The following is a 23,717-nucleotide window of genomic DNA, read 5'->3' as shown; positions in this document are numbered from 1 at the left end:
AACCGGGTGATTTAATAGTCGCCAGCTTTTTCTACGGCCAGCTGCTGGAGGGCAATTTCCAACTGCTCGTCGTTGGGGGCTACGCCGTGCCACTTGTGGGAGCCCATCATGAAATCGACGCCGAAGCCCATCTGGGTATCCATCAGCACCATCACGGGGCGGCCGTTGCGGAGCAGGCTCTGCGCTTCTTCAATGGAGGCTAGGAGCTTCTCGATGTCGTTACCGTCGGTTTCCAGCACCTGCCAGTTGAAGGCTTCAAACTTGGCGCGCAGGTCGCCGAGGCCGCCGATTTTTTCGGTGGGTCCGTCAATCTGCTGGCCGTTGCGGTCCACGAAGGCAATGAGGTTGTTGACTTTGTGGTGGGGAGCGTACAGGGCAGCTTCCCACACCTGGCCTTCCTGCAGCTCACCGTCACCCATCAGCACGTACACCGTGCGGTCGTCGCCGTTGAGTTTTTTGGCCTGGGCGGCGCCGGTGGCCACGCTCAGACCCTGACCCAGGGAGCCCGAGGCTACCCGGATGCCGGGCAGGTGCTCGTGGGTGGCGGGGTGGCCCTGGAGGCGGGAGTTGAGCTTGCGGAACGTAGCCAATTCGCTTACCGGGAAGTAGCCCGAGCGGGCTAGCACCGAGTAGAATACCGGGGAAATATGACCGTTGGAAAGGAAAAACAAATCCTGCCCGATGCCGTCCATATCGAAAGACTCTGGCGTGTGCTTCATCACCTTGAAGTACAGGGCCACCAGCAGATCGGTGCAGCCCAACGAGCCACCGGGGTGGCCTGAATTCACGGCGTGCACCATGCGCACGATGTCGCGCCGTACCTGGGCGGCAATCTGTTTCAGCTCGGCTACCGACTTGGTGGCTGCGGGGCTGTGGGTTTCGGATGAGGCGGCGAATGACGTGTCCTGCGACATGGGTTCGGGTTGAGAATGGAGTTGGTGAGGCAAAGGTAGGGATTTAGGGTCTTGGGGACTTAGGGACTTAGGGTCTTGGATGACGTTCGACAACTTTCATTTGCAACATTATTCAAGTATCTAAGACCCTAAGTTTCTAGCACAAAAAAGCCCCGCCGGAGGGGCGAGGCTTTCGAAGGAAAACTACAGCAGTTGGGCCGCGTGGTTCTTGGTATCGACTTTGGTAATGACTTTCTCAATCAGGCCTTTCTCGTTGATGAGAAACGTGTAGCGCATGGTACCCATGTACTTGCGGCCGTACATCGATTTTTCCTGCCACACGCCGTAATCCTGCACCAGCTTCTTGTCCTCATCTACCAGCAACGGAAACGGTAGTTCGTGCTTGGTGGCAAACTTCTGGTGCGACTTCTCTGAATCGATACTCACGCCCAGCACCTGCACGCCGGCAGCCTGAAGTTGGGCGTAATTGTCGCGGAGGTTGCAGGCCTGAGCCGTGCAGCCACTGGTATCGTCCTTGGGGTAGAAATAGAGGGCTACTTTGTGGCCCGCATAATCCTGGAGGCGGTGGATTGTGCCGCTTTGATCTTTGGCTTCGAAGGCCGGGGCCTGCTCGCCTGCTTGGGGTACTGCCATGCCGCGAAGATAGAAGGGTTTTTCGGTGTCTGCAGGGGTGAAATATAGATTTATCTGTCACCCTAAGCATAGCGAAGAACCTTGTCACGCACGAACTACTGGCGTAGGGGGGCTTGCATACGGAATAAGGTCCTTTGCTGTGCTCAGGATGACAGATGGTTCACTTCAGCACCACCTACGGCTTGCCGGCCACGGGCTGGGGCGTAAAGATCAAGTCATCCACTGGGAAACCCAGTTCCCGACCCTTGGCTACCAGCCTGTCACGCAGATTGCGCTCCAGGTGGGGCTTGCGGCTCAGCAGCCACAGCTTTTCCCGGCCCGGTTCGCCCACCAGCGCGTATTGGTAGTCAGATTGGTCGAGGTCCAGAATCCAATAGTCCCCCTCAAAAGGCCAGAAAAACTGCACCTTGAGTTTCGCGTTGGTAGCGTCCACGGCCCGGGCTACGGCGGTGGCAGCTTCGGCGGTGGCAGCTTCGGCGGGGCCGTTGAGGCTTTCCTTATGGCAAGTGTTGCGGACGCTCACCTTACCATCGGGGCGCAGCTTGTACTCGGCCGTTACGTGCTGGCAGCCTTTCTCGAAGCGGGTGGGCAGGCGGGCTACCTCGTACCACAGGCCAGCGTAGCGGTGTAAGTCAACGTGCGGTACGGTTGGTAGCTCGGGGTGAGTTTTGCGGCGCGTGTAGGCATAAGCGGCTACACCGGTGGCCAGTACGGCAGCAGCAGCACCGAGCAACACAGGCTGGCGGCGTTTAAGCAGATTTTTAGGCATAGTGTTGAGGTTGGAAGTAGCCGCTGTATACGCAAAACCATGTTGGCCCAGCTATCCATTTAAACTGTCGTTCCGAGCAACGCGAGGAATCTGGCTAATCCAATAGATGGAAAATCCAGATTCCTCGCGTTGCTCGGAATGACAACGTAAGCGCCGTTACAGCACCAGATTAATCACCTTCTCATTTCCCGCCTGGTCAGTGAGGCGCAGGGTGGCGGGGCCGCGCAGGGGCGGGCCGAGCGTATCGTCGCGCTCCGAGTAGATGGTGGCGTTCTTGTGCTCGAAGCGCAGGAGGCGAAACTGTCCGTTTACTTCCAACTTGTAGCTAGCCAGGCCCGAGAGGTCGTCGCCCACCTTGAATACCACGCCTCCGGGGCCGCGGCTGATGAGGCGGGCCGAGGGCGGAATGGTATCGGTGAGGAGCTTGAACTGACCGAATGTTTTGATGGGTGCCGTGATGCTGCTTCCGTCGGGGCTCCACTTGCCGCCCACGTAGGCCCGGCCGCCCTTGGCCGTTACGCTGTAAATGGCCGTGCGGCGCGCGTCGATGGCCGGGGTTTCGGGCTTGAGGGTAAGGGCCAGGGTTTCGTAGAGCGGGGTGCGGGGCAGGTGCACCGTCCAGAGGCCCTGCTTGTAGCTGGTTTGCACGTACAGGGTGTCGAAGAGCGTTTTCGGGCCGAAACCCAGTGCTAGGTTGGCCGTGCTGAACCCGTATTCCTTGCCCGAGGGAATGAGAGCCTGACGGTCAAACCGCTTGGTAATGCGCCCGAACTGCAGGGAGTCGGGGCGGCCGGCGCGCAGGTCGTAGAGGTACACGTTCTGGCTCTGCTCGGTGTAGCTGGGCCGGAGCGTGAGGCGGCGGTTGCCTTTAAACAGCGTGAGGTTGCCGCCCACGGCGGCCGTATCGGGGTCGGCGGCGGTGGCCACTAGCAGGTTGCGGCTGAGGTCGTAGCGCAGGGCCTGAGTTTTTACGGCTGCCGAGCGGGTTTTGTGGTAGCTGTCGGCCACGCCCCGGAGTACAAACCGGAGGGGTGTGAGGTTGCCGTAGGAGTCGCTCAGGCGCACTTCTACGCTGTACACCTGGCCCGGCTCCACGCGCAGCTTGCCCTTGCTGGGGCCGGTGGTATATATGCTCAGGTCATTGCCATCGTCCACAAACAGCTTTTCCAACTGCCGGCCCTGGGTGGCGCGCCACTCATAATCCAGGTGGCGGTTGATTTGCCGGGAGCCTTCCGGGAATGGAATGGCATCAATTACATGCTGATAGTGCGGCTTGCCATTCACCAGCACTTCCACCTTCTGAATCCCATTCTTGTTCCACACCTGGTCAAATCTATCGAAGCCCTGCATGAGCAGACCCACGGTGCCGTTGGCCGCAATGGTATCGGCCCACACATAACCGCCCCCGTTGGGCAGGGCTGGGGCTTTCGGGATGAAGATGGCCTTGCCGAACTTGCCCTGCACCCGGGCGTCAATGCTCAGGGCCTCCACCCCAAACGCCAGCAGCGTGGGCGCTACGTGGTCCTGAATTTCGGGGAAGCCGCCCCACTGCAGCGGGTTTAGCTGCGCATCCTGGGCGGTGCGCACTTCCCAGTGCAAGTGCGGGCCGGCCGAGCCGCCCGTGTTGCCCGAGAGGGCTACTACCTCGCCACGCTTCACCGGGAACTGATCGGGCTTGAAAAACAGCTCCAGGTCGTAGGTCTGTTTCTCATACTGGCGGCGGCGCAGCTCCTCCGCCACGGGCCCCTTAAAGCGGTTGAGGTGGCCGTATACGGTGGTGAGGCCGTTGGGGTGGGTGATATAAAGCACGTTGCCGTAGCCGTAGCTGCTCTGCTTCATGCGGGAAATATAGCCGTCGGCGGAGGCGTGCACGGGCAAATCTACGCGCCCATCGGTTTTGATATCGAGGCCGCCGTGGAAGTGGTTGGGCCGCAACTCCCCCATGCTGCCAGCCAGAAAATTCTGCTGGCCGGGCTTAATCGGAAACAGGAAATAGCCTTGGGGCACGGTTGGGCGGGCTGGTGCGGCCGGAGCCGAAACGGGCTGGGGTTGTTGGGCCGAGTCGGGCTCCTGGCCCCCGCAGGCAGCAGGCTGCAGCCCCAGCAGCACGAGCGGCAGCGCCACCCCTAGCAGGTGGCGCTGCCGGGTAAACAAGAAATCAGGCATTCTAAGGAAAGGAATTCAGCAGCGGAGAAAAGGAAAGGAATGCCGCAGCAACGCCCAGGGCAGGCATACGCGTACCCCCACGGACGGTAAAAAAGCTCCGGTAGGTAGCGGAGCAAGCAAGAAAGGGGCCGGGCCTTACTTCACGCTCAAATCAAACATCTTATCCTCCCCGATAAAGCCCACCAACTGGTCGTTGAGCTGCACGGGGCCCACGCCGCTGGGCGTACCGGTAAAAATCAGGTCGCCCATTTTGAGGGTGATGAACTGGGAGATGTAGCTGATGATTTTTGAGAAGTCGTGCAGCATGAGGCTGGAGTTGCCCTGCTGGCGTACCTCCCCGTTCACTTCCAGCCGAAAATCGATGTTTTTGAGGTCGGAAAACTCGGTTACTGGCTTGAACTCCTGGGAAATCGGGGCCGAGCCGTCGAAGCCTTTGGCCAGCTCCCAGGGCAGGCCCTTGCTCTTGAGCTGGCTTTGCAGGTCGCGGGCGGTAAAGTCGATGCCCAAGCCAATGGCATCGAAATATGTGGGGGCAAACTTCTCTTCGATGTTCTTGCCATTCTTGCAGATGCGCAGCACCAGCTCCACCTCGTAGTGAATGTCCTGGGAGAAATCGGGGAGGAAGAACGGCTGGTTGCGCTGCAGCAGGGCCGTGTCGGGCTTGGCGAAGATGACGGGCGCGGCGGGTGTTTCGTTCTGAAGTTCGGCGATATGGTCGGCGTAATTACGGCCGATGCAGAGGATTTTCATGCTCAGGAAGTTGAAGGCGTAACGGCGGCCCGGAGGAGGCCAAAAAGCGTACGGCCGGCACTAAAGGCGGGCAGCCGGTCAAAAATAGCGTTTAATTCGTGGGCCGGAAACCTTCACGGAGTTCCTTTTTGCGGCCGCAAGCTGCTGCGTAAACATTTTGCCCACCGCCGCACGTATAGTAACCCGGACAGCCCCAAACTCACCAGCTGTCCGGCCGCCCTACTGCTTTTCTTTCTCTCAACTGCCTACTCTCATGCTCAAGAAAATAGCCCTCGCCAGCTGCCTGCTTGTGGCCGCTGGCTGCGCCACGGTTCCCATCACCGGTCGTCGGCAGCTCAGCCTGGTTTCCGATACGGAAATGAACGCCATGGCCGCCACCGAGTACCAGAAGGTGCTGTCCAGTAGCCGGGTAGTGAACAGCGGTGAGCAGGCAGCCATGGTAAAGCGCGTGGGCCTGCGCATTCAGCAGGCCGTAGAGCAGTACTTCAGCCAGCGTGGCCAGCAGGCGCAGCTGGAAGGCTACCAGTGGGAGTTCAACCTCCTTGATGATAAGCAGGAAAACGCTTGGTGTATGCCCGGAGGCAAGGTGGCTGTGTACACCGGCATCTTACCCATCACGGAAGACGAAACGGGCCTGGCCGTAGTAATGGGCCACGAAATTGCCCACGCCGTAGCCCGTCACAGCTCCGAGCGGATGAGCCAGCAGATGGCGGCTCAGGGCCTGGGTAGTGTTGCTTCGGCCGCCGTAGGGCAAACCCCCACGGTGACCCAAAACGTATTTCTGCAGGCCGTGGGCGTGGGCTCCTCGCTGGGTTTGCTGAAATACGGCCGTAGCCAAGAGTCGGAAGCCGACCACCTGGGGCTGATTTTTATGGCTATGGCTGGCTACAACCCCGACACGGCTGTGCAGTTCTGGCAGCGCATGGATGCCCGCGAAAATTCCGCTTCCCCACCCGAGTTTCTTTCCACTCACCCCTCCAACGGAACCCGCATTGCGGGTATACAGAAGGAGTTGCCGGAAGCCCGTACCTATTATAAGCCCCGCTAAGCCGGGCTGGCTAACCCTATCCAAATGAATCGTATCCTGCGTCTTGCTCTTTCCCCGCTGCCACTCGCCTTGCTGGTGCTGGGGGGTATGAGTGCCTGTGAAACTACCAAAAGAGGCTTCCCCGAAGTGAGCACACCCACTACCGATACCGACGAAATGCGTCGCAAGCGGGAGGTGGTGAGTAAGCAGGTGGCCGAAGTAGCCGAGGGTAAAATCCGTTACATCGTACCTCGGGAGCAGCTTTCAGCCGCCTTTACGCGGGAGTTTGGTGATGGCACGGCCATCGACAAGACCATTATTCGCAAGGTGCAAGAAACGCCCAAGGATAAGGCCGTGTACTACATAGTGGGCATGGGCCTGCGTAACGGCATGTATCGGGCCATGGCTCTGCCCCTACAAACCTCCTCCGACAACAGCCTGTACCTGCCCTCTAACTCAGCCCGCTACATTATTACCGGGGTAGGCTGCACGTTCTGCTTTTTCAACTTCGAGAAAAACGAAATTGTGGGTACTACCTGCGAGGAAAACACCGGTGGCAGCCGCTGCGACCTGCGTGTGGAATCGAACAACACCTTCTTTGTGCGCAAATAGCCATGCTCAGTCGTAAATGGGTTCTGCGCCTTTCGCTCACGGCCCTGGCTTTGCTGGTGACAACCGACCGAAAACGGCCGAAACCTACTGCTGGCAAGCCAGAGGATAAGGAGAAGTAAGCAGGTAAATTCGGCGCAACGTGGGCGCTTCCCGTATGCTATAGGCTAACACTTTTACCTGTAGCACCATGTACAACGACCCCACCGCCAATAGCACCCAACTGGTACGCTACCACCTACACTTGTCTCCCACTCTGGAAGAAGCTCAACTCATTGCCGCGCGTACCCTGCTCACTGAGCAAGGTTTTGTAGTGGACCAACTCACCTCAGATGAGGCGGTAGTGGCCTCCGCGCAAGGAGCAGACCCCGATTGGGGGCCAGTGCGGGAAGGATTTCGCCAATTCGGGGGCACTATTGCCCACATTAACACAGCTGAGTAAAGCTGTGCTGGCTAGAAGCAAAATAGGCCCCGCCACTGTGACGGGGCCTGTTTTGCTTCTGGGCTGGAGGTTGGCTACGCCAGGCCTTCCTGTACTAGCTCTATAAACCGGGCAATGCGGTTTACCAAGAGGTCAGGGTTTACTTTTTCCAGCGGGTGGGGGGTATTCATGATGATTTCAAAAGTGCCCTGGGGCAGGTGGTCGGCAAACGACCGGGAAGCATCCACGCCGGCGGTTTTATCCAGCTCGCCCACCAGCACCTGCACGGGTACTTCCAGCTCGGCCAGGTTGTGCGCGTGCAGCAGGGGAGCGTCGCCGAGGCTGCGGAGCAGGGTAGCAGTGGCAGTCAGCAGCTCCGGCAGCGGGGTAGGAGCGTGCAGTTGCTCCAGCTGCGCGGCGAACTGCGGCACCTTCTCCCGCATCTTCTCGGCATCCAGCAGGCGGGTTTCCAGCGCGGCCGTGCCCGGGCTCCAGTCAAACTTAGTGCCCAGGGTGGTAATGCTGGCGAATAGTTCCGGCTGGGCTACTGCTGCCGTAAGCGCCGCATATCCGCCCATGCTATAACCGAATACGTGCACCGGCGGCAGGTCGTGGTCGAGGATAAACTGCTGGATTTCTCCCGCAAATTCCTTCATGGAGAAGCCCGACGCCCCTAACGGCCGCCCACCGTGGCCGCCAAAGGAAAACGACAGCACATCATAGAACGGTGGTAATTCCCGCTTGAGGAATTTTAGCTGCGCTTCAGCGCCCAGCGCGCCGTGTAAAAGCAAAACAGTATGTTTCATAGCAAAGCTCGCCAGCAACGGCTTTGGCGGCTCAAGCGCCCAAACCATTGCTGACCTGGAGTTATTGGGTTACTTCAGCGGCCAGTTGAGCTAGGTCTAATCCGTCGAATGTTCCCGAGGTCATCATCAGCAGGTTAGCGTTCTGCCAGTTTTGAGCGTGCAGGAAAGCCGACAGTTCCCGGCTGTCGGTGAACACGCGTAGGTCGGGGCGCTGGAAGGCCTGTTGCACGGCCTCCGGGGGCAACGCGGGCAGGCGCTTGTGGGCCAGCACTTGCGGGTTGAAGTACACCACGGCTACATCAGGCGCATCGAAGGTATGGGCGTACTGGGGCAGGAAGGCCGGATTGAGGGAGCTGAACGTGTGCAACTCCAGGCAGGCTACCAGCTTGCGCTGCGGGTACTGCTTTTTGAAGGCCGTAGCTGTGGCTTTCAGCTTGCTGGGCGCGTGGGCGAAATCCTTATACACCACCGAGTCTGCCCCTTCTTTCACTAGTTCCAGCCGCCGTGCTGCACCCTTAAACGTGCCCAGGGCCTCGTAAAACTCCTTGCCCTTGATGCCCAGCTGCTTGCACACTTCCTTGGCCGCCGAAATATTGCGCAGGTTATGCTCACCGAACACCTGCACGGGCACTTCCTCCTCCTTCTTGTTGAGCAGAAAGGTTTTACCGTTCCGGATGACGTGCTCGTGGGGGCCGTAGCCGATATACTTCACGTCCGGTGAGCTGGGAACAGTTACCAGTTGCACCTGCTCGTCGTTCTGGTCGTAGATGAGCACGCCGGCCTTGGGCGTCATCTCCGCAAAAATGCGGAACTGCTCCCGGTACACCTCCTCGGTCGGGAACACGTTGATGTGGTCCCAGCTGATACCGGAAATCACCCCGATATGGTGCTGGTATAAATGAAACTTGGGCCGCCGGTCGATAGGGGAGGAGAGATACTCGTCGCCCTCAATAATGATGATGGGGGCGTCGTCAGTCAGCTGCACCATCAACTCGAAGCCCTCCAGCTGCGCGCCCACCGCGTAATCGAACTTGCGGCCGTGGTAGCGCAGCACGTGCAGAATGAGGGAGGTAATGCTGGTTTTGCCGTGGGAGCCACCAATAACGATGCGCTGCTTATCACGGGAGGCCTCGTAGATGAACTCAGGGAAGGAGTACACTCGCAAGCCCAGTTCCTGGGCCCGCAGCAGCTCGGGGTTGTCGGGGCGGGCATGCATGCCCACAATCACCGCGTCGAGGTCAGCCGTAACCTTTTCCGGAAACCAGCCTTCCTGGGCTGGCAGCAGGCCCGCTTTGGCCAAGCGGCTCTTGGCGGGCTCAAATATCTCGTCGTCGGAGCCGGTTACCTGGGCGCCACGCTGGTGCAGGGCCAGGGCCAGGTTGTGCATAATGCTGCCCCCGGTTGCAATCAGGTGCAGGCGTTGGAGCGAAGAAGGGGTAGCGGCCATTGGGGTAGCAGAAAGGAATAGGACGACAAAGGTAAGGCGTGTTTTGTTGGGGAGTTGGTAACATCATGCCGGCCCTGCATCCACCCAGTGCGCCCCGTGCCGTCTCTACAAAAAAGAAACCTTTTCTGCCACTCCCGGATTGTAGAACCCAGCCGTTAGCTTTGTACCCCTTTGAGCAAAAAGCGGAGGGCGCCGGAAGAAATTCCGGCCGAAACCGGCTCAACCTGCTTACCTTGTAGTGCCTACCTAAGTGATGAATGACCGGATGGATGACCGCCTAAAACAAGCTGGAACTCGTGCCAAAGCTGCTTGGAACAGCCGCCCGGCGCAGTTGCCTATGGGGGGCGCCGCGGGCAAGTTACCGCCGCAGGCTCTGGAGCTGGAAGCCGCCGTGCTGGGGGCCCTCATGCTGGAAAAAGATGCCCTGACCACGGTAATTGACATTCTCAAGCCCCAGAGCTTTTACAAGGAAGGCCACATTCGCATCTTCAAGGCCATCCTGAACCTGTTTGACAAGTCGGAGCCGATTGATATTCTGACGGTTACGCATGAGCTGCGGGAAATGGGCGAGCTGGAAGCAGCCGGCGGTGCGCATTACGTGGCCAACCTTACCTTCAAGGTGAACTCGGCGGCCAACATTGAGTACCACGCCCGCATCATCACCGAAAACGCCATCAAGCGGGAGCTGATTCGCATTGCCTCCGACATTCAGCGCGACGCTTTTGAGGATACCACCGACGTGTTCAACCTGCTGGATACCACGGAGCAGTCGTTGTTTGAAGTGTCGGAATCCAACATCCGCAAGAACTTCGACGATATGCGCAGCCTGATGGGCAAAGCCATCAAGGAACTGGAGGAGAAAAAAGACCAGAAGGACGGCCTCACCGGCGTGCCCTCAGGCTTCTCGGCCCTGGATCGAGTAACCTCCGGCTGGCAACCCTCTGACTTGGTAATTATTGCCGCCCGACCCGGTATGGGAAAGTGCCTGGGCAAAGGTACCAAGGTGCTGATGTTCGACGGTACGCTGCGCAACGTGGAAGATGTGCAGGCCGGCGAGCTGCTGATGGGCGACGACTCCACCCCACGCCGGGTGCTGAACATTGCCCGGGGGCGCGAAAATATGTACTGGGTGCGCCAGAACAAGGGCGAAGCCTACCGCGTGAACGAGAGCCATATTCTCTCGCTCAAGCGCAGCCGCACCGAGGGCCCGCACCACCACGGCGACGTGCTCAACATCACCGTGAAGGACTGGCTCGGCAAGTCGGCTAAGTTTCGCTCCAATTACAAAGGGTACAAAGTACCCGTGGAGTTTGCCGCGCAGCCGGTTTCGGTTGATCCGTATTTTCTGGGCGTGTGGCTTGGTGATGGAGCATCGGATAACTGCCGCATTACGGGCCAGGACCCGGAAATTATTGAGTATCTGCACCAGTACGCTGCTGAACTAAACATGCAGGTGACGGTAGGCGTGGTGGAAAACCGCTGCAACAGCTACGGCATCACGCGGGGCCGGCAGGGCGGCAGCGTGGCGCAATACTCCGTGCAGGATGAGTTGCGCCAATTGGGCGTACTCGGCAACAAGCACATTCCGCAGCAGTACCTGAGCAACAGTACCGAAACCCGGCTGCTGCTACTGGCCGGCCTCATCGATTCCGACGGCCACCTCGACCCGGTTTCCAACGGCTACGAAATCACCCAGAAAAACCACCGGCTGGCCCGCCAGACTAAGTTTCTGGCCGATTCGTTGGGCTTCCGGACTTCCCTAAAAAAGAAGCGGGCGGCTATCAGTGTTATCGGCTACGAAAGCGAGGTATACCGGGTGCGCATCTACGGTGACGTTAACCGGGTACCGGTGCGCGTGGCCCGCAAGCAGGCTCAGCCCTGGCGTAGCGCCATAGATTGGCGTATGACCGGTATTGCGGTGGAGTTTGACAAGGAAGATGACTATTATGGCTTCAGCATCGACGGCAACCGGCTGTTCCTGCTCCAAGACATGACCGTGACCCACAACACCGCCTTCGTGGTGTCGGCTATGCGCAACGCGGCGGTGGAGTTCAAGAAGCCGGTGGCCATCTTCTCCCTGGAAATGTCCTCGCTGCAGCTCGTGAATCGTCTGATTTCGGCCGAGGCGGAACTGGATTCGGAGAAAATCAAGAAGGGTAACCTGGCCGACTACGAGTGGGCCCAGCTCAACCACAAGATTTCCGGCCTATCGTCGGCTCCCATTTACATCGACGATACGCCCGGCCTCAGCATCCGGGAACTGCGCACCAAGTGCCGCCGCCTTAAGGCCCACCACGACATCCAGATGATCATCATCGACTACCTGCAGCTGATGACGGGTAACACCGATGGTAAAGGTGGCGGGGGTAATCGGGAACAGGAAATTGCCTCCATCTCCCGGGCCCTCAAGGGTATTGCCAAGGAATTGAACGTGCCTGTGCTGGCGCTGTCCCAGCTTTCGCGCTCAGTAGAAACCCGGGGCGGCGACAAGAAACCACAGCTAAGTGACCTGCGGGAATCCGGCTCCATTGAGCAGGATGCCGACATGGTAATCTTCCTCTACCGCCCGGAGTATTATAAAATCACGGAAGATGAAATGGGCAACCCGACCCAGGGTACCGGCGAGGTAATTATTGCCAAGCACCGGAATGGCTCTCTGGAAACCGTGCAGCTGAAGTTCATTGGCAAGTTTACCAAGTTTGCTGACCTCGACGGGGCCGGAGGGGGCTTCAGCGACGTGGGCTTCAATCCCGGCGCCTTCCCCACCAGCACCTTCGATGATGATGCTTCCGGTTTCGCGCCGAATACGATTCGGTTGGGTTCCCGCATCAACAATGATGGCCCGCCCCCGGCGCAATCTTTCCCCCGTAGCAACTTCGACGACGGCCCACCACCATTTTAGCCTTGCCGCTTTACACGCAAAAAAGCGCCCCGGATATCACTCCAGGGCGCTTTTTTGCGTGTAAAGCGATACACTGCTCAATACGTTCGGCTACATACCACTGCCAAAATCAGCATCGGCGCCGCGGTTGGAGGCGGCGTCGCGGGTGGGGCTGGTGGGGGAAGAGTCGTTGTGGCGGTTACTGGCGGCGGGCGCATTGTAGGAGCCGCTGCGGGCCTCATGGCTCTTGGTAGCGTCGTGGTTGTTCCCCCAGCCTGGTCCTTGGCCCGTACGGCTTTCGTTGGCTAGGGAGCTGGCACCGTAACTCTGGCCATAAGGAGAGGTTTCGGTGGCGGAACCATAGGAGCCGGAAGCCCCGGTGTAGCTGCCCTTCCGCTTGCTGGCGTACTTACCCGAGGGTGTGTCGGATGATTTGCCGGAGCGCAATGCCAGGTAGCCTAGCCCAGCCAGGGCTACCGCCCCCGCAATCTTTTGGGTGGTGCTGAGCTTGTTGAATTGCTCCACCGAGTTCGGAACAAGGTCGCGCACTCCTTGGGGCAACTGGTCTACCACTTTCTGCAAACCAGCATATTCAAGCCAGTTTTTGCCGTCCGCGGATTTGGGCTGTTGGCCCGTAGATTGCGACGTATCAGCAGTTGACGAGGCATCGGGGGCTGTTGCTGCTGGTTCCTGGTATTGATTTACGGGCTGCTGAATATCCTGGGCCTCGGCTCCGGGCGTGGAGGGGCTGTTGTGTTGCGAGGATGCAGAAGTGGAGGTTGATTGATTCGGATCCATACCTATTGCTGATTGAGGTGGGCGTGATAGGCAGCCAATCTGGCTGTCAGAATTCTATCCGCATAAAAACGCAATTAGGTTGCGGCTGAGGTTAGAAAATTATTGTGCAAAGTGCTGATTATGTGCGCTAATTACCCGAACATTCCGACTGCATCCTTGCTGGGCAGGGCAGTTTTGCCCATTAGAAATAGGTCCACCTGCCGGGCGGCTTCGCGGCCTTCGGAAATGGCCCATACTACCAGCGACTGGCCTCGCCGCATGTCGCCGGCTACGAAGACATTGGGCCGGGAGGTGAGAAAATCGGTGTCGGATGGGGTACGCACGTTGCCCCGGTCATCGAGGGCTACGCCGAGTTGCTCCAAGAGGCCTTCGTAGCGGGGCGAGGCAAAACCCAGGGCCAGGAAAGCTAGCTGACAGGGGATTTCGCGTTCCGAACCTTCGATTTCGGTGAAGGCGAGGCGACGGCCCAGCACATCGGTTTCCCAGGTTACATCGGTTACCAGCAGGGCGCGCAGGCGGCCATGCTCGTCGCCTAGGAAAGCCTTGGTGTTGATGCCCCAGTAGCGCTGGCAGCCTTCCTCATGGGAAGTGCTGGTGCGGAACACGGCCGTGGGGTAATGGGGCCAGGGCTCGAAGTTAGGCCGCTCAGGCGCGGGCTGGTGCATGAGAGCAAACTGGGTGACGGAGCGGGCCCGCTGGCGGTTGGCCGTGCCCACGCAGTCGGAGCCGGTGTCGCCGCTGCCGATGACCACCACGTCGAGGCCGGTGGCCTGAATGTCGACTTCCGGCAGCGGCAGGCCGCTTACGCGGCGGTTGTGCTGGGTGAGGTAGTCCATGGCAAAGTGGATGCCCATAAGTTCGCGGCCGGGCAGGGTGAGGTCTTTCGGAACCAAGGCTCCACCAGCCAGCACCACGGCGTCAAACTGCGCCGCTAACTCCTGAGCCGGAATGTCCCGGCCTATTTCGGTACTGCAGCGGAACTGCACGCCATCTTCCTCAAGCACCCGGATGCGGCGGTCAATCACCCACTTATCTAGCTTGAAATCGGGGATGCCGTAGCGCAGCAGGCCGCCGGGCCGGTCGTCGCGCTCAAACACCGTGACGGCGTGGCCGGCCCGCACCAGCTGGGCCGCCGCCGCCAGTCCCGCCGGCCCCGAGCCCACCACGGCCACCGATTTGCCGGTTTTGAGCACCGGCGCGGTGGGCCGCACGTAGCCCCGGGCAAAGGCCGTTTCGATGATGTGCCGCTCGATTTCCTCAATGGCTACCGGCGCGGCGTGGATGCCCAATACGCAGGCCGACTCGCAGGGCGCGGGGCAGATGCGGCCGGTAAACTCGGGGAAGTTGTTGGTGGCGCTCAGAATCTGGTAGGCCTGCTCCCAGTCCTGGCGGTACACGGCGTCGTTGAACTCGGGGATGATGTTGCCCAGCGGGCAGCCCGCGTGGCAGAACGGAATGCCGCACTCCATGCACCGCCCCGACTGCTGCCGGAGCTGCGTATCAGAGTACTGGCCCACAAACTCGCGGTTGTGCGCCACGCGCTCCTGCGGGGTGGCTTTGGCGGGCAACTCCCGCTGAAATTCCTTGAAACCGGTGCTATTGCCCATGTGCGTGGTGCCTCACCCCCCGGCCCCCTCTCCTTCAGAGAGGGGGAGCCAGACGATGTCGGCGGTTGTAGAGACGCGATACTTCGCGTCTCGTCGTTGCTGAGGTTGTTTTTACGGCGCGGTACTAGTTATGCTGGCGGCGAGTTATTGTGGCGGACGCTCTGGCGGCTCGTTCTGGCGGGAGACGCAAAATATTGCGTCTCTACATCGTGCCGTCAGGCTCACCCTCTCTCCCCTGGAGAGGGGGCCAGTGAGGCGTTACCCCACGGCCACCCGTGCCTTTTGCAGCACCTTTTTGTACTCACTCGGGAACACCTTCACGAACTTGCCGGCTTCCTCGGGCCAGTTGGCAAGCAGGAAGGCAGCCAACTGGCTGCCGGTGAGCTCGTGGTGCTGGCGGAGCAGGTGCTGGATGTGGGTTTCGTCGTCGGGGTCGAGCGGGTCGAGCTCCACCATTTCGGGGTTGCAGTTGCGGGGGAAGGAGCCGTCGGCGTCGTACACCCAGGCAATGCCTCCGCTCATGCCGGCAGCGAAGTTGCGGCCGGTGGGGCCCAGGATGAGGGCTCGTCCTCCCGTCATGTACTCGCAGCCATGGTCGCCCACGCCCTCCACCACGGCCGTAGCCCCGGAGTTGCGCACCGCAAACCGCTCCCCGGCCTGCCCGCGCACGAACAGTTCGCCGGAAGTAGCCCCGTACAGGGCCACGTTGCCGATGATGATGTTCTGCTCGGGCGCAAACCGGGCGTCGGGGGCGGGGTGGATGATGAGGCGAGCCCCGCTCAGGCCCTTGCCCACGTAGTCGTTGGCCTCGCCTTCGAGCCGGAAGCTCAGCCCCCGCACGCTGAAGGCCCCGAAGCTCTGCCCCGCCGACCCGCGGAAGGTGTACTCGATGGTGCCTTCGGGCAAACCGGCGGCGTGGTAGCGCTTGGTGATTTCGTTGGAAAGCAGCGTGCCGATGGTACGGTTGGTGTTGCCCACGGCAAACTCGGCCCGCACCGGCTGCTGGAAGTCCAGGGCCGGACGGGCGTGCTCCAGCAGCTGCCAGTCGAGGATGTGCTGGAGGCCGTGGTCCTGGGCCTCGCTCTGGTGCAGGGTGCTGCCGGCCGCGGGGGAGGTCAGGTGCAGCAGGTCGCGCAGGTCGAGGTGGCGGGCTTTCCAATGCGTGATGTCGGGGCGGGGCTTGAGGAACTGGGCCCGGCCCACCATTTCGTTCACGGTGCGGAAGCCCAGTTCGGCCATGATTTCGCGCAGCTCCTCGGCCAGAAAGCGGAACAGGTTCACGATGTGCTCGGGCTGCCCGCTAAACAGGCGGCGCAACTCGGGGTCCTGGGTAGCTACGCCTACGGGGCAGGTGTTGAGGTGGCATTTGCGCATCATCACGCAGCCCCCGGCCACCAGCGCGGCGGTGGCCACGCCCCATTCCTCGGCCCCCAGCAGCGTGGCAATGGCCAGGTCGCGGCCGGTTTTCAGCTGGCCGTCGGCCTGCAATACCACGCGGCTGCGGAGCTGGTTGCGCACCAGCGTCTGGTGGGCTTCGGCCAAGCCCAGCTCCCAGGGCAGCCCGGCGTGGCGGATGCTGCTCAGGGGCGAAGCGCCGGTGCCACCATCGTAGCCCGCAATCAGAATCACGTCGGCGTGGGCCTTGGCTACGCCGGCCGCAATGGTGCCTACGCCGGCCTTACTCACCAGCTTCACGTTGATGCGGGCCTGGCGGTTGGCGTTCTTGAGGTCGAAAATGAGCTGGGCCAGGTCTTCGATGGAGTAGATGTCGTGGTGGGGCGGGGGCGAGATGAGGCCCACGCCGGGCGTGGCGTGACGTACCCGGGCAATCCACTCGTCCACCTTGTGGCCGGGCAGCTGGCCGCCTTCGCCGGGCTTGGCACCCTGGGCCATCTTGATTTGCAGCTCGTCGGCGTTGGTGAGGTAGTGGGCCGTCACGCCGAAGCGGGCCGAGGCCACCTGCTTGATGGCCGAGCGCATGGAGTCGCCGTTTTCCATCACCTCGTAGCGCATGGGGTCCTCGCCGCCCTCGCCGGTGTTGCTCTTACCCCCGATGCGGTTCATGGCAATGGCCAGGGTGCTGTGCGCCTCGTGCGAAATCGAGCCAAACGACATGGCCCCGGTGGCAAAGCGCCGCATAATGCTCTCGGCCGGCTCTACCTCGTCCAGCGGTACGGCCGGGCGGTGGTGGGCAAAGTCCAGCAGTCCGCGCAGGGTGAAGGCCCCTTTGCCGGGCTCGTTCACCAGCCGGGCGTAGCGCTGGTAGGTTTCGTAGGAATTGGTGCGGGTGGCGTGCTGCAGCAGGTGCACGGTTTCGGGGTTGAATTGGTGGGCCTCGCCCCGCCGCCGCCACTGGTAGACGCCGCCCTCGGGCAGCAGCAGCTGTTCTTCCAGGGTGCTGCTCCGGAAGCCCTGGAAGTGCTTGAACAGGGTCTCGCGGGCAATTTCATCGAGCCCCAGCCCACCAATGCGCGTTACGGCTCCGGTGAAGTACTGGTCTACCACCGCACGGTGCAGGCCCAGAATCTCGAACACCTGCGCGCCGTGGTAGCTCTGTAGCGTGCTGATGCCCATTTTGGAGAAGATTTTCAGCAGCCCGTCGCACACGGCTTTCTGGTAGTTGGCTTCCAGCTTAGGCACGCTCAGGGTAGTGCCCAGCCGCCCCTCGTAGTGCAGGGTGCGGATGGTGCTGAGCGCCAGATACGGGTTAATGGCCGTGGCTCCGAAGGCCAGCAGACAGGCAAAGTGGTGCACCTCCCAGGCGTCGCCGGCCTCCACCACCAAGCCCACCGAGCCCCGGTAGCCCTTCCGAATCAGGTGGTGATGCACCGCCGATACCGCCAGCAGCGACGGAATGGCGGCGTGCTCCGAGTCCAGGGCCCGATCGGAGAGAATCAGCACCTCAAACCCATCATCTACGGCATCTTCGGCGTAGCGGCAGAGGCGTTCCAGGCCGGCTTGCAAAGCGCCCGGCTTGCCATCGGCCCGGAAGTAGGTGTTGATGGTTTTAGCGTTGAACAGGCCCGTATCGATGCTGCGCAGCTTTTCCAGCTCGTGGTTGGTAAGGATGGGCTGGCGCAACGCCACGCAGTGGCAGTGCATCTTGTCCTCGTCGAGGATGTTGCCGTTGTTGCCGATGAAGGTGGCCAAGCTCATTACTAGCCGCTCCCGGATGGGGTCGATGGGCGGGTTGGTCACCTGGGCGAAGAACTGCTTGAAGTAGCTGCTCAGGTGCTGGGGCTGGTCGGATAGCACCGCCAAGGGCGAATCCACGCCCATGGAGCCGATAGGCTCCTTGCCCTCCACGGCCATGGGCGTGAGAATCGTGTCAATATCCTCACGGGTGTAGCCGAACACCTGGTGGTACTTGAACACCGACTCGGCCGACAAATCGGTAAACACCAGCCGGGGCTCGGGCAGCTCCTCCAGCCGAATCTGGTACTCGCTCAGCCACTGGCCGTAAGGCTGGCGGGTGGCGGCCTGGGTTTTCAGCTCTTCGTCGGTGATAATCTGGCCCGCTACGGTGTCGATGAGCAGCATTTTGCCGGGCTGCAGGCGGCCCTTGCGCACCACCCGGGCCTCGGGCAGACTGGTACCGAGCACGCCGGCCTCGGAGGCCACCAGCACCCGGCCGTCGTCGGTGACGGCGTAGCGCAGGGGGCGCAGGCCGTTGCGGTCCAGCATGGCCCCTACCATGCGGCCATCGGTGAACAGCAGGGCCGCCGGGCCGTCCCAGGGAGCCATAAACGTGGCGTGGAACTCGTAGAAGGCCTTTTTGAGCGGGTTCATCTGCTCGTTGCCGTCCCAGGCCTCGGGCACCAGCATCATCATCACCTGGGGCAGGCTCCGGCCGCAGTGTAGCAGCAGTTCCACAATGTTGTCGAGGCAGGCTGAGTCCGACTGGCCGGAGTCGATGACGGGCAGTAGAATCTCCATTTCCTCGGCCGAAAAGTAGGGCGAGAGGTAGGAGGGCAGACCGGCATAAAACCAGTTGAGGTTGCCGCGCAGGGTGTTGATTTCGCCATTGTGGGCTAGCAGCCGGAAAGGCTGAGCCAGCCGCCAGCTGGGGAAAGTGTTGGTAGAAAACCGGCTGTGCACCAGCCCCAGCCCCGACGTCACGCGCTCATCCGACAGCTCGGGGTAATAGCCGCGCACCTGGTAGGTGGTCAACTGCCCCTTGTAGACGATGACGCGGCAGGACAAGGACGTGAAATAGACTTCCTCCTGGAGCAGCTGGGCGGCGGCTTCCCGATTGATGAGGCGGCGCAGCACGTAGAGCTTGCGCTCAAACTCCTCGGGCGTGTGCACGCCGGCGGGGCGGCCCACAAACACCTGCTCCACGGCTGGCTCGGCGGCCAGGGCCGTGGGGCCGATACCGGCGGGGTTCACCGGCACCGGCCGGTAGCCCAACACCGGAAAGCCCAGCCGGGTGGCGGCTTGATTGATGATGTCGCGGCTAATGTGGCGCAGGGCTTCGTTTTTGGGCAGAAAGGCCATGCCCACGCCATACTCGCCGGGCTCGGGCAGCCGGATGCCCAGCGTGGTACACTCCTCCAGCAGAAACCAGTGGGGCAGCTGCAGCAGCAGGCCGGCCCCGTCGCCGGAGTCGGCGTCGCAGCCGCAGGCGCCGCGATGCTCCATGTTTTCCAGAATCGTCAGCGCATCGGCCACAATCTGGTGCGAGCGGCGGCCATCCACGTAGGCAATGAAGCCGGTGCCACAGGCATCGTGCTCAAACTCGGGGCGGTATAGTCCTTGCGGGGCAGTGTGCTCCATCGGAAAGAATTCGGTTGGTCGGAATGGCAAGGCAAACCTAGTGGCAGGCCAAAAGCCCAGTATACCGCCCGCCCCGAACCTGCGTAAGCCACCGCCGTACGAATTTCCGGTTTCTAACCAGGGCCTACACTGCCAGGTGTAGCCCGGTGTTACCCACAAATCCGCTTTGTTCTCATGAGCGTGCCGTTTTTGTGGATTCCGGGCTCTTGACTGTCTACAATTTCCACCCCTTGCCTAAACGCCGATATTTGCCCGCATGAAAGACCTGCTACGCCCCGACCTGACCTTCCGCCTGACCGGCCGCCTCTGGGTAGAATCCGCGGACGACCGGTTTATAGGTATCGGGCGGCTGGAGCTGCTGCGCCAGATTCAGCAGCACGGCTCCATCTCGAAGGCGGCGCAGGAAATGGGCATGTCGTACAAGCGGGCCTGGGACTTGGTATCGTCCCTGAATGCCCAGAGCGCCCGCCCCCTGGTACTCACCCAAACTGGCGGTAAGCGCGGCGGCGGCACCGTGGTAACGCCCGAGGGCGAGGCCCTTATTGCGGAATTCGAGTCCCTGCAGGCCCGATTTCAGGCGTTCCTGGCGGCGGAAGCGGTGCGGCTGTTCTAGTGTTGATTCGCGCAGTGGCTCGCAGTGGTTTGCGCAGGGGTTCGGGGTGGCCGTTCACTGCGAGTCACTGCGTGAAAACCATCCGCTCGGTTATTCGTTATGTTTGAAAAAATATAACGAATGAAACACGTTACGCCCGCTCTGTTGCTGCTTCCGATACTGGCCCACGCCCAGGCCCCTGCCGATACCACGCGGCTGGGAGAGGTGGTGGTGACGGCCTCGAAGGTGGAGGAAAGCATTCTGCAGTCGCCCGTAACGGTGGAGAAGCTCAATGCTCGGCAGTTGCGGCTTACGCCCGCCCCGTCGTTTTTTGATGCCATTGAGCACCTGAAAGGGGTGCAGGTGATTACGCCCAGCCTGAGCTTCAAGGTGATAAATGCCCGGGGCTTCACCAATACGACCAACGTGCGGTTTGCCCAGCTCGTGGATGGTATCGACAACCAGGCCCCGCACATCGGCGGGCCCATTGGCAACGTGCTGGGGCCGAGCGACCTGGATATAAGCTCGGTGGAAATTGTGCCGGGTACGGCCGCCGCGCTGTACGGGCTTAACGCTATTAACGGGCTGGTCAATTTCAGCACCCGTAACCCGTTCCGGAGTGAGGGGCTAAGCGTGCAGCAAAAGGTGGGCGTTAACCACGTAGGCGGTCCGGCCACCGGGGCCAACCTGTTTTCGGAAACCAGTGTGCGCTACGCCAAGGTACTGGCGCCCCGGCTGGCCTTCAAGGTGAACGGCACCTACCTGCGCGGCCGTGACTGGGTGGCCCACGACCAGACCGAGCTGAACCCCAGCGGCAACGCCTCTACCGGTTTGCTGGGGGCCGATAACCCCGCCCGCGACCCGGTAAACAGCTACGGCAATGAGTCCTCGAACCGGAGCACCCTCACGTTGGGTGGCAAGAGCTACCAGGTGGCCCGCACCGGCTACGATGAACAGGACGTGGTGGACTACAGGCTGCAAACCATCCGGTACGACGCGGGCCTGCACTACAAACTGGGCGGCCGCGCCGAACTGACCTATACCTATCGGGGCACCATGCTCGACAACGTATACCAGCGCAGCAACCGGTTTCGCCTGCAGAACTACCACCTGCAGCAGCACGCCGTGCAGCTGAGCGGCCCCGTGGTGCAGGCGCGGGCCTACTTCACCCAGGAAAATACCGGCCAGAGCTACAACCTGCGCTCCGCCGCCGAAAACCTGGACCGCAGCTTCAAGCCCGACCGGCAGTGGAACGACGACTACACCGCCGCCTGGAACGCAGCCACCACCAACGGCCAAAGCGTGGCCCAGGCCCACGCCACCGCCCGCACCGCCGCCGATGCGGGCCGCCTGCAGCCCGGCACGCCGGAGTTTAAGCAGCGGCTGCAGGAGCTGGCTGATATCAACAACTGGGACCAGGGTGCGGCCCTGCGGGTGCAGGCCAGCCTGGCACACGCCGAGGGCCAGGTGAATGTGGCGGAGGCCCTGCGCCGGGGCGGCTGGCAACTGCCGACTACCTTCGATGTGCTGCTGGGAGCCGACCACCGCACGTACATCGTCCGGCCCGATGGCAACTATTTCATCAACCCCGAAAGTGGCAAGGACCCGTTGCGCGACAACCTCACCTACGGCAAAACCGGCGGCTTCGTGCAGGCCGGGGCGCGGCTGTGGCAGGAAAAAATCCGGCTGACGGCCACGCTCCGGGCCGACAAGAACGACTACTTCAGTACCCGGTTCAACCCGCGCTTTACGGCGGTGTACTCGCCCACCCAGCGGCATAATTTTCGGTTGAGCTATCAGAGCGGCTACCGGTTTCCAAGCTTGTTTGAGGGGTTTTCCAATGTGAACAGCGGGCAGGTGAAGCGCATCGGGGGCTTGCGGGTAATGTCGGACGGGGTGTTTGAGAACAGCTACCTGCGCAGCTCCATTGACGCCTTTAATACGGCCGTAACCCGGGACCGGAACACCAACGGACTGACCCAGGCCCAGGCCATCGGCAAAAACCAGGGGCTGCTGGTGAAAAACCCCTACACCTACCTCCGGCCCGAGCACATCAAGTCCCTGGAAATGGGCTATAAGGCGGCCCTGCTGCCCGGTGGGCGCCTCTTGGCCGATGTGGACTTCTACTATAACACCTACCGCGACTTTATTGCCCAGGTAGAAGCCTATGTGCCCCTCAGCTCCGGCGGCCAGCCCCTAGGAGCCGGCTCCGACCTCAACACCGTGGCTACCGCCCTCAATGCCCGCGCCGGCCAGGCCCGCTACCGTCTCTGGACCAATTCACAAAGCCAGGTGTACAACTACGGCGGCTCCCTGGGGCTGGGCTACGAAGTGGCCGGCGGCTACCTGGCCGGTGCCAATGTCACCTACACCCGCCTCGACCGCACCGAGGCGGGCGACGGACTGGAGGATGGATTCAACACGCCGCGCTGGGCCTATAACCTGAGCGTGGGCAACGAAAACGTGGTTAAGAACTTCGGTTTCGGCCTCAACTACCACTGGCAGCAGCGTTACTATTCCCAAACCTTCCTGGTAAGCGGCCCCGTGCCCGCCTACAACACCCTCGATGCCCAACTAAGTTACCGCCTACCCGAGCCCAACCTGCGCTTCAAGCTGGGTGCCAGCAACGTGCTCAACCATTATTATGTGAGCTACCTTGGCGGCCCGAGCGTGGGCGGCTTGTACTACTTGCAGCTCACGTACGGGTTGTAAAAGTTTTAAAAAACTAGAAAGCTAGTTCCCCTCCTCAGATGAGGAGGGGTTAGGGGTGGTTGATGAAAGTTGAACGATACTAGTTCTATCATCTAGCTCTAGTTGTCAACCACCCCTAATCCCTCCTCATCTGAGGAGGGGAACTAGCTTTCTAACTTTCGCTCTACTTTTAGCGCGATGCTCGACGCCTTCCGTTCCTACTTCCACGATAAGCTTCCGCTCACTGAAACCCAGTTTGCGGAACTAGCCAGCCTGCTGACGCCGCGCCACTTGGCGAAAGGGGAGGTGCTGGGGCGGCAGGGCGAAACGGCGCGCTTTGGGGCATTTGTGGTGCGCGGTTGCCTGCGCAGTTACGTTACGGATGAGCGCCAGAAGGAGCATATCCTGCAGTTTGCGCCCGAAAACTGGTGGATTGCCGACCAGCACAGCCTGCGCCGCCACGAGCCCGCGCTGTTTGCCATTGATGCCCTTGAAGATTCGGAAGTGCTGCTGTTTGGAGCTGACTTTTTTGCGCAGCTGCAGTTTTTTGGGCCGGGGTTTCAGGTCTTCTTCTACGAGCTGTTGCAGCGCAGCCTGGTGGCTATGCAGCGCCGTTTGATTGGGGTATTGAGTGCGCCGGCCGAGGCGCGGTACCAGGAGTTTCTGCAGCTCTACCCCACGCTGGCCCAACGGTTGCCGCAGCGCCACATAGCGGCCTACCTAGGAATTACGCCGGAGTCGTTGAGCCGCATTCGGCGGGAAAGGGCACGGGGGTAAGTCGGCCTGTAAGGGCCAAGCCGTTGTGTTGCGGCTCCTTGTACTACCCCAAT

17 protein-coding genes are annotated in these 23,717 nt (G+C 61.0%); 7 read left to right on the top strand and 10 right to left on the bottom strand.

Going from position 1 to position 23,717, the window contains the following annotated elements:
• Nucleotides 1-11: 11 nt before the first annotated feature.
• From ABIB60_RS02720 to ABIB60_RS02700, 5 genes are all read right to left on the bottom strand, one after another.
• On the bottom strand, nucleotides 12-914 hold the full coding sequence (locus ABIB60_RS02720) for a transketolase (protein WP_354577553.1): 903 nt from the start codon (nucleotides 912-914) through the stop codon (nucleotides 12-14).
• A 183-nt stretch (nucleotides 915-1,097) separates the two neighbouring features.
• A complete protein-coding gene (gene bcp / locus ABIB60_RS02715; RefSeq protein ID WP_354577552.1) occupies nucleotides 1,098-1,547 on the bottom strand; it encodes a thioredoxin-dependent thiol peroxidase in 450 nt (149 codons plus the stop codon).
• A 175-nt stretch (nucleotides 1,548-1,722) separates the two neighbouring features.
• Complete coding sequence (locus ABIB60_RS02710; protein ID WP_354577551.1) at nucleotides 1,723-2,316, bottom strand: lipocalin family protein; 594 nt, start codon at nucleotides 2,314-2,316, stop codon at nucleotides 1,723-1,725.
• Nucleotides 2,317-2,472: 156 nt separating this feature from the next.
• A complete protein-coding gene (locus ABIB60_RS02705; RefSeq protein WP_354577549.1) occupies nucleotides 2,473-4,482 on the bottom strand; it encodes a M23 family metallopeptidase in 2,010 nt (669 codons plus the stop codon).
• Between the two features lie 135 nt (nucleotides 4,483-4,617).
• Nucleotides 4,618-5,232 carry a fumarylacetoacetate hydrolase family protein gene (locus tag ABIB60_RS02700; protein WP_354577548.1) on the bottom strand — a complete coding sequence of 205 codons (615 nt, stop codon included), beginning with the start codon at nucleotides 5,230-5,232 and terminating at the stop codon, nucleotides 4,618-4,620.
• Nucleotides 5,233-5,485: 253 nt separating this feature from the next.
• Between ABIB60_RS02700 and ABIB60_RS02695 the strand changes: the two genes are divergently transcribed.
• The 3 genes from ABIB60_RS02695 (at nucleotide 5,486) to ABIB60_RS02685 (ending at nucleotide 7,310) form a co-directional block, all read left to right on the top strand.
• Nucleotides 5,486-6,280 carry a M48 family metallopeptidase gene (locus ABIB60_RS02695; protein WP_354577547.1) on the top strand — a complete coding sequence of 265 codons (795 nt, stop codon included), beginning with the start codon at nucleotides 5,486-5,488 and terminating at the stop codon, nucleotides 6,278-6,280.
• A gap of 24 nt (nucleotides 6,281-6,304) precedes the next feature.
• Nucleotides 6,305-6,871, top strand: coding sequence for a hypothetical protein (locus tag ABIB60_RS02690; RefSeq protein WP_354577546.1), 567 nt, complete (start codon nucleotides 6,305-6,307; stop codon nucleotides 6,869-6,871).
• Between the two features lie 187 nt (nucleotides 6,872-7,058).
• The gene (locus ABIB60_RS02685) at nucleotides 7,059-7,310 is read left to right on the top strand and encodes a hypothetical protein (protein WP_354577545.1); all 252 of its coding nucleotides are present in this window, start codon (nucleotides 7,059-7,061) and stop codon (nucleotides 7,308-7,310) included.
• A gap of 74 nt (nucleotides 7,311-7,384) precedes the next feature.
• On the opposite strand, the gene ABIB60_RS02680 is transcribed toward ABIB60_RS02685, so the two are convergent.
• Together ABIB60_RS02680 and ABIB60_RS02675 are read right to left on the bottom strand one after the other, a co-directional pair.
• Nucleotides 7,385-8,095: an alpha/beta fold hydrolase gene (locus ABIB60_RS02680; RefSeq protein WP_354577543.1), complete on the bottom strand. Its 711-nt coding sequence runs from the start codon at nucleotides 8,093-8,095 to the stop codon at nucleotides 7,385-7,387.
• Nucleotides 8,096-8,156: 61 nt separating this feature from the next.
• Nucleotides 8,157-9,542, bottom strand: coding sequence for a UDP-N-acetylmuramate--L-alanine ligase (locus ABIB60_RS02675; RefSeq protein WP_354577541.1), 1,386 nt, complete (start codon nucleotides 9,540-9,542; stop codon nucleotides 8,157-8,159).
• Between the two features lie 337 nt (nucleotides 9,543-9,879).
• On the opposite strand from ABIB60_RS02675, the gene dnaB reads away from it, so the two are divergent.
• Nucleotides 9,880-12,444, top strand: a complete 2,565-nt coding sequence (gene dnaB / locus ABIB60_RS02670) for a replicative DNA helicase (RefSeq protein ID WP_354577540.1) — start codon at nucleotides 9,880-9,882, stop codon at nucleotides 12,442-12,444.
• Nucleotides 12,445-12,534: 90 nt separating this feature from the next.
• On the opposite strand, the gene ABIB60_RS02665 is transcribed toward dnaB, so the two are convergent.
• The 3 genes from ABIB60_RS02665 to gltB all read right to left on the bottom strand — a co-directional run bounded on the left by ABIB60_RS02665 (nucleotide 12,535) and on the right by gltB (nucleotide 19,604).
• Nucleotides 12,535-13,221 (bottom strand): hypothetical protein, encoded by a 687-nt coding sequence (locus ABIB60_RS02665; protein WP_354577538.1) that lies wholly within the window; start codon nucleotides 13,219-13,221, stop codon nucleotides 12,535-12,537.
• A gap of 131 nt (nucleotides 13,222-13,352) precedes the next feature.
• Complete coding sequence (locus ABIB60_RS02660; RefSeq protein WP_354577536.1) at nucleotides 13,353-14,828, bottom strand: glutamate synthase subunit beta; 1,476 nt, start codon at nucleotides 14,826-14,828, stop codon at nucleotides 13,353-13,355.
• A gap of 258 nt (nucleotides 14,829-15,086) precedes the next feature.
• Nucleotides 15,087-19,604: a glutamate synthase large subunit gene (gene gltB, locus ABIB60_RS02655; RefSeq protein ID WP_354577534.1), complete on the bottom strand. Its 4,518-nt coding sequence runs from the start codon at nucleotides 19,602-19,604 to the stop codon at nucleotides 15,087-15,089.
• 256 nt (nucleotides 19,605-19,860) lie between these two features.
• Between gltB and ABIB60_RS02650 the strand changes: the two genes are divergently transcribed.
• The 3 genes from ABIB60_RS02650 to ABIB60_RS02640 all read left to right on the top strand — a co-directional run bounded on the left by ABIB60_RS02650 (nucleotide 19,861) and on the right by ABIB60_RS02640 (nucleotide 23,664).
• On the top strand, nucleotides 19,861-20,217 hold the full coding sequence (locus tag ABIB60_RS02650; RefSeq protein WP_354577532.1) for a winged helix-turn-helix domain-containing protein: 357 nt from the start codon (nucleotides 19,861-19,863) through the stop codon (nucleotides 20,215-20,217).
• Between the two features lie 120 nt (nucleotides 20,218-20,337).
• Nucleotides 20,338-22,908 carry a TonB-dependent receptor gene (locus tag ABIB60_RS02645; protein ID WP_354577531.1) on the top strand — a complete coding sequence of 857 codons (2,571 nt, stop codon included), beginning with the start codon at nucleotides 20,338-20,340 and terminating at the stop codon, nucleotides 22,906-22,908.
• Nucleotides 22,909-23,085: 177 nt separating this feature from the next.
• Entirely contained in the window at nucleotides 23,086-23,664 is a 579-nt protein-coding gene (locus ABIB60_RS02640) for a Crp/Fnr family transcriptional regulator (RefSeq protein ID WP_354577529.1), read from the top strand.
• The last annotated feature ends 53 nt before the right edge of the window (nucleotides 23,665-23,717 follow it).

This window comes from Hymenobacter sp. UYP22 (assembly GCF_040547285.1).
Lineage (GTDB): Bacteria > Bacteroidota > Bacteroidia > Cytophagales > Hymenobacteraceae > Hymenobacter.
This window is presented reverse-complemented; position numbering and strand designations above follow the sequence as displayed.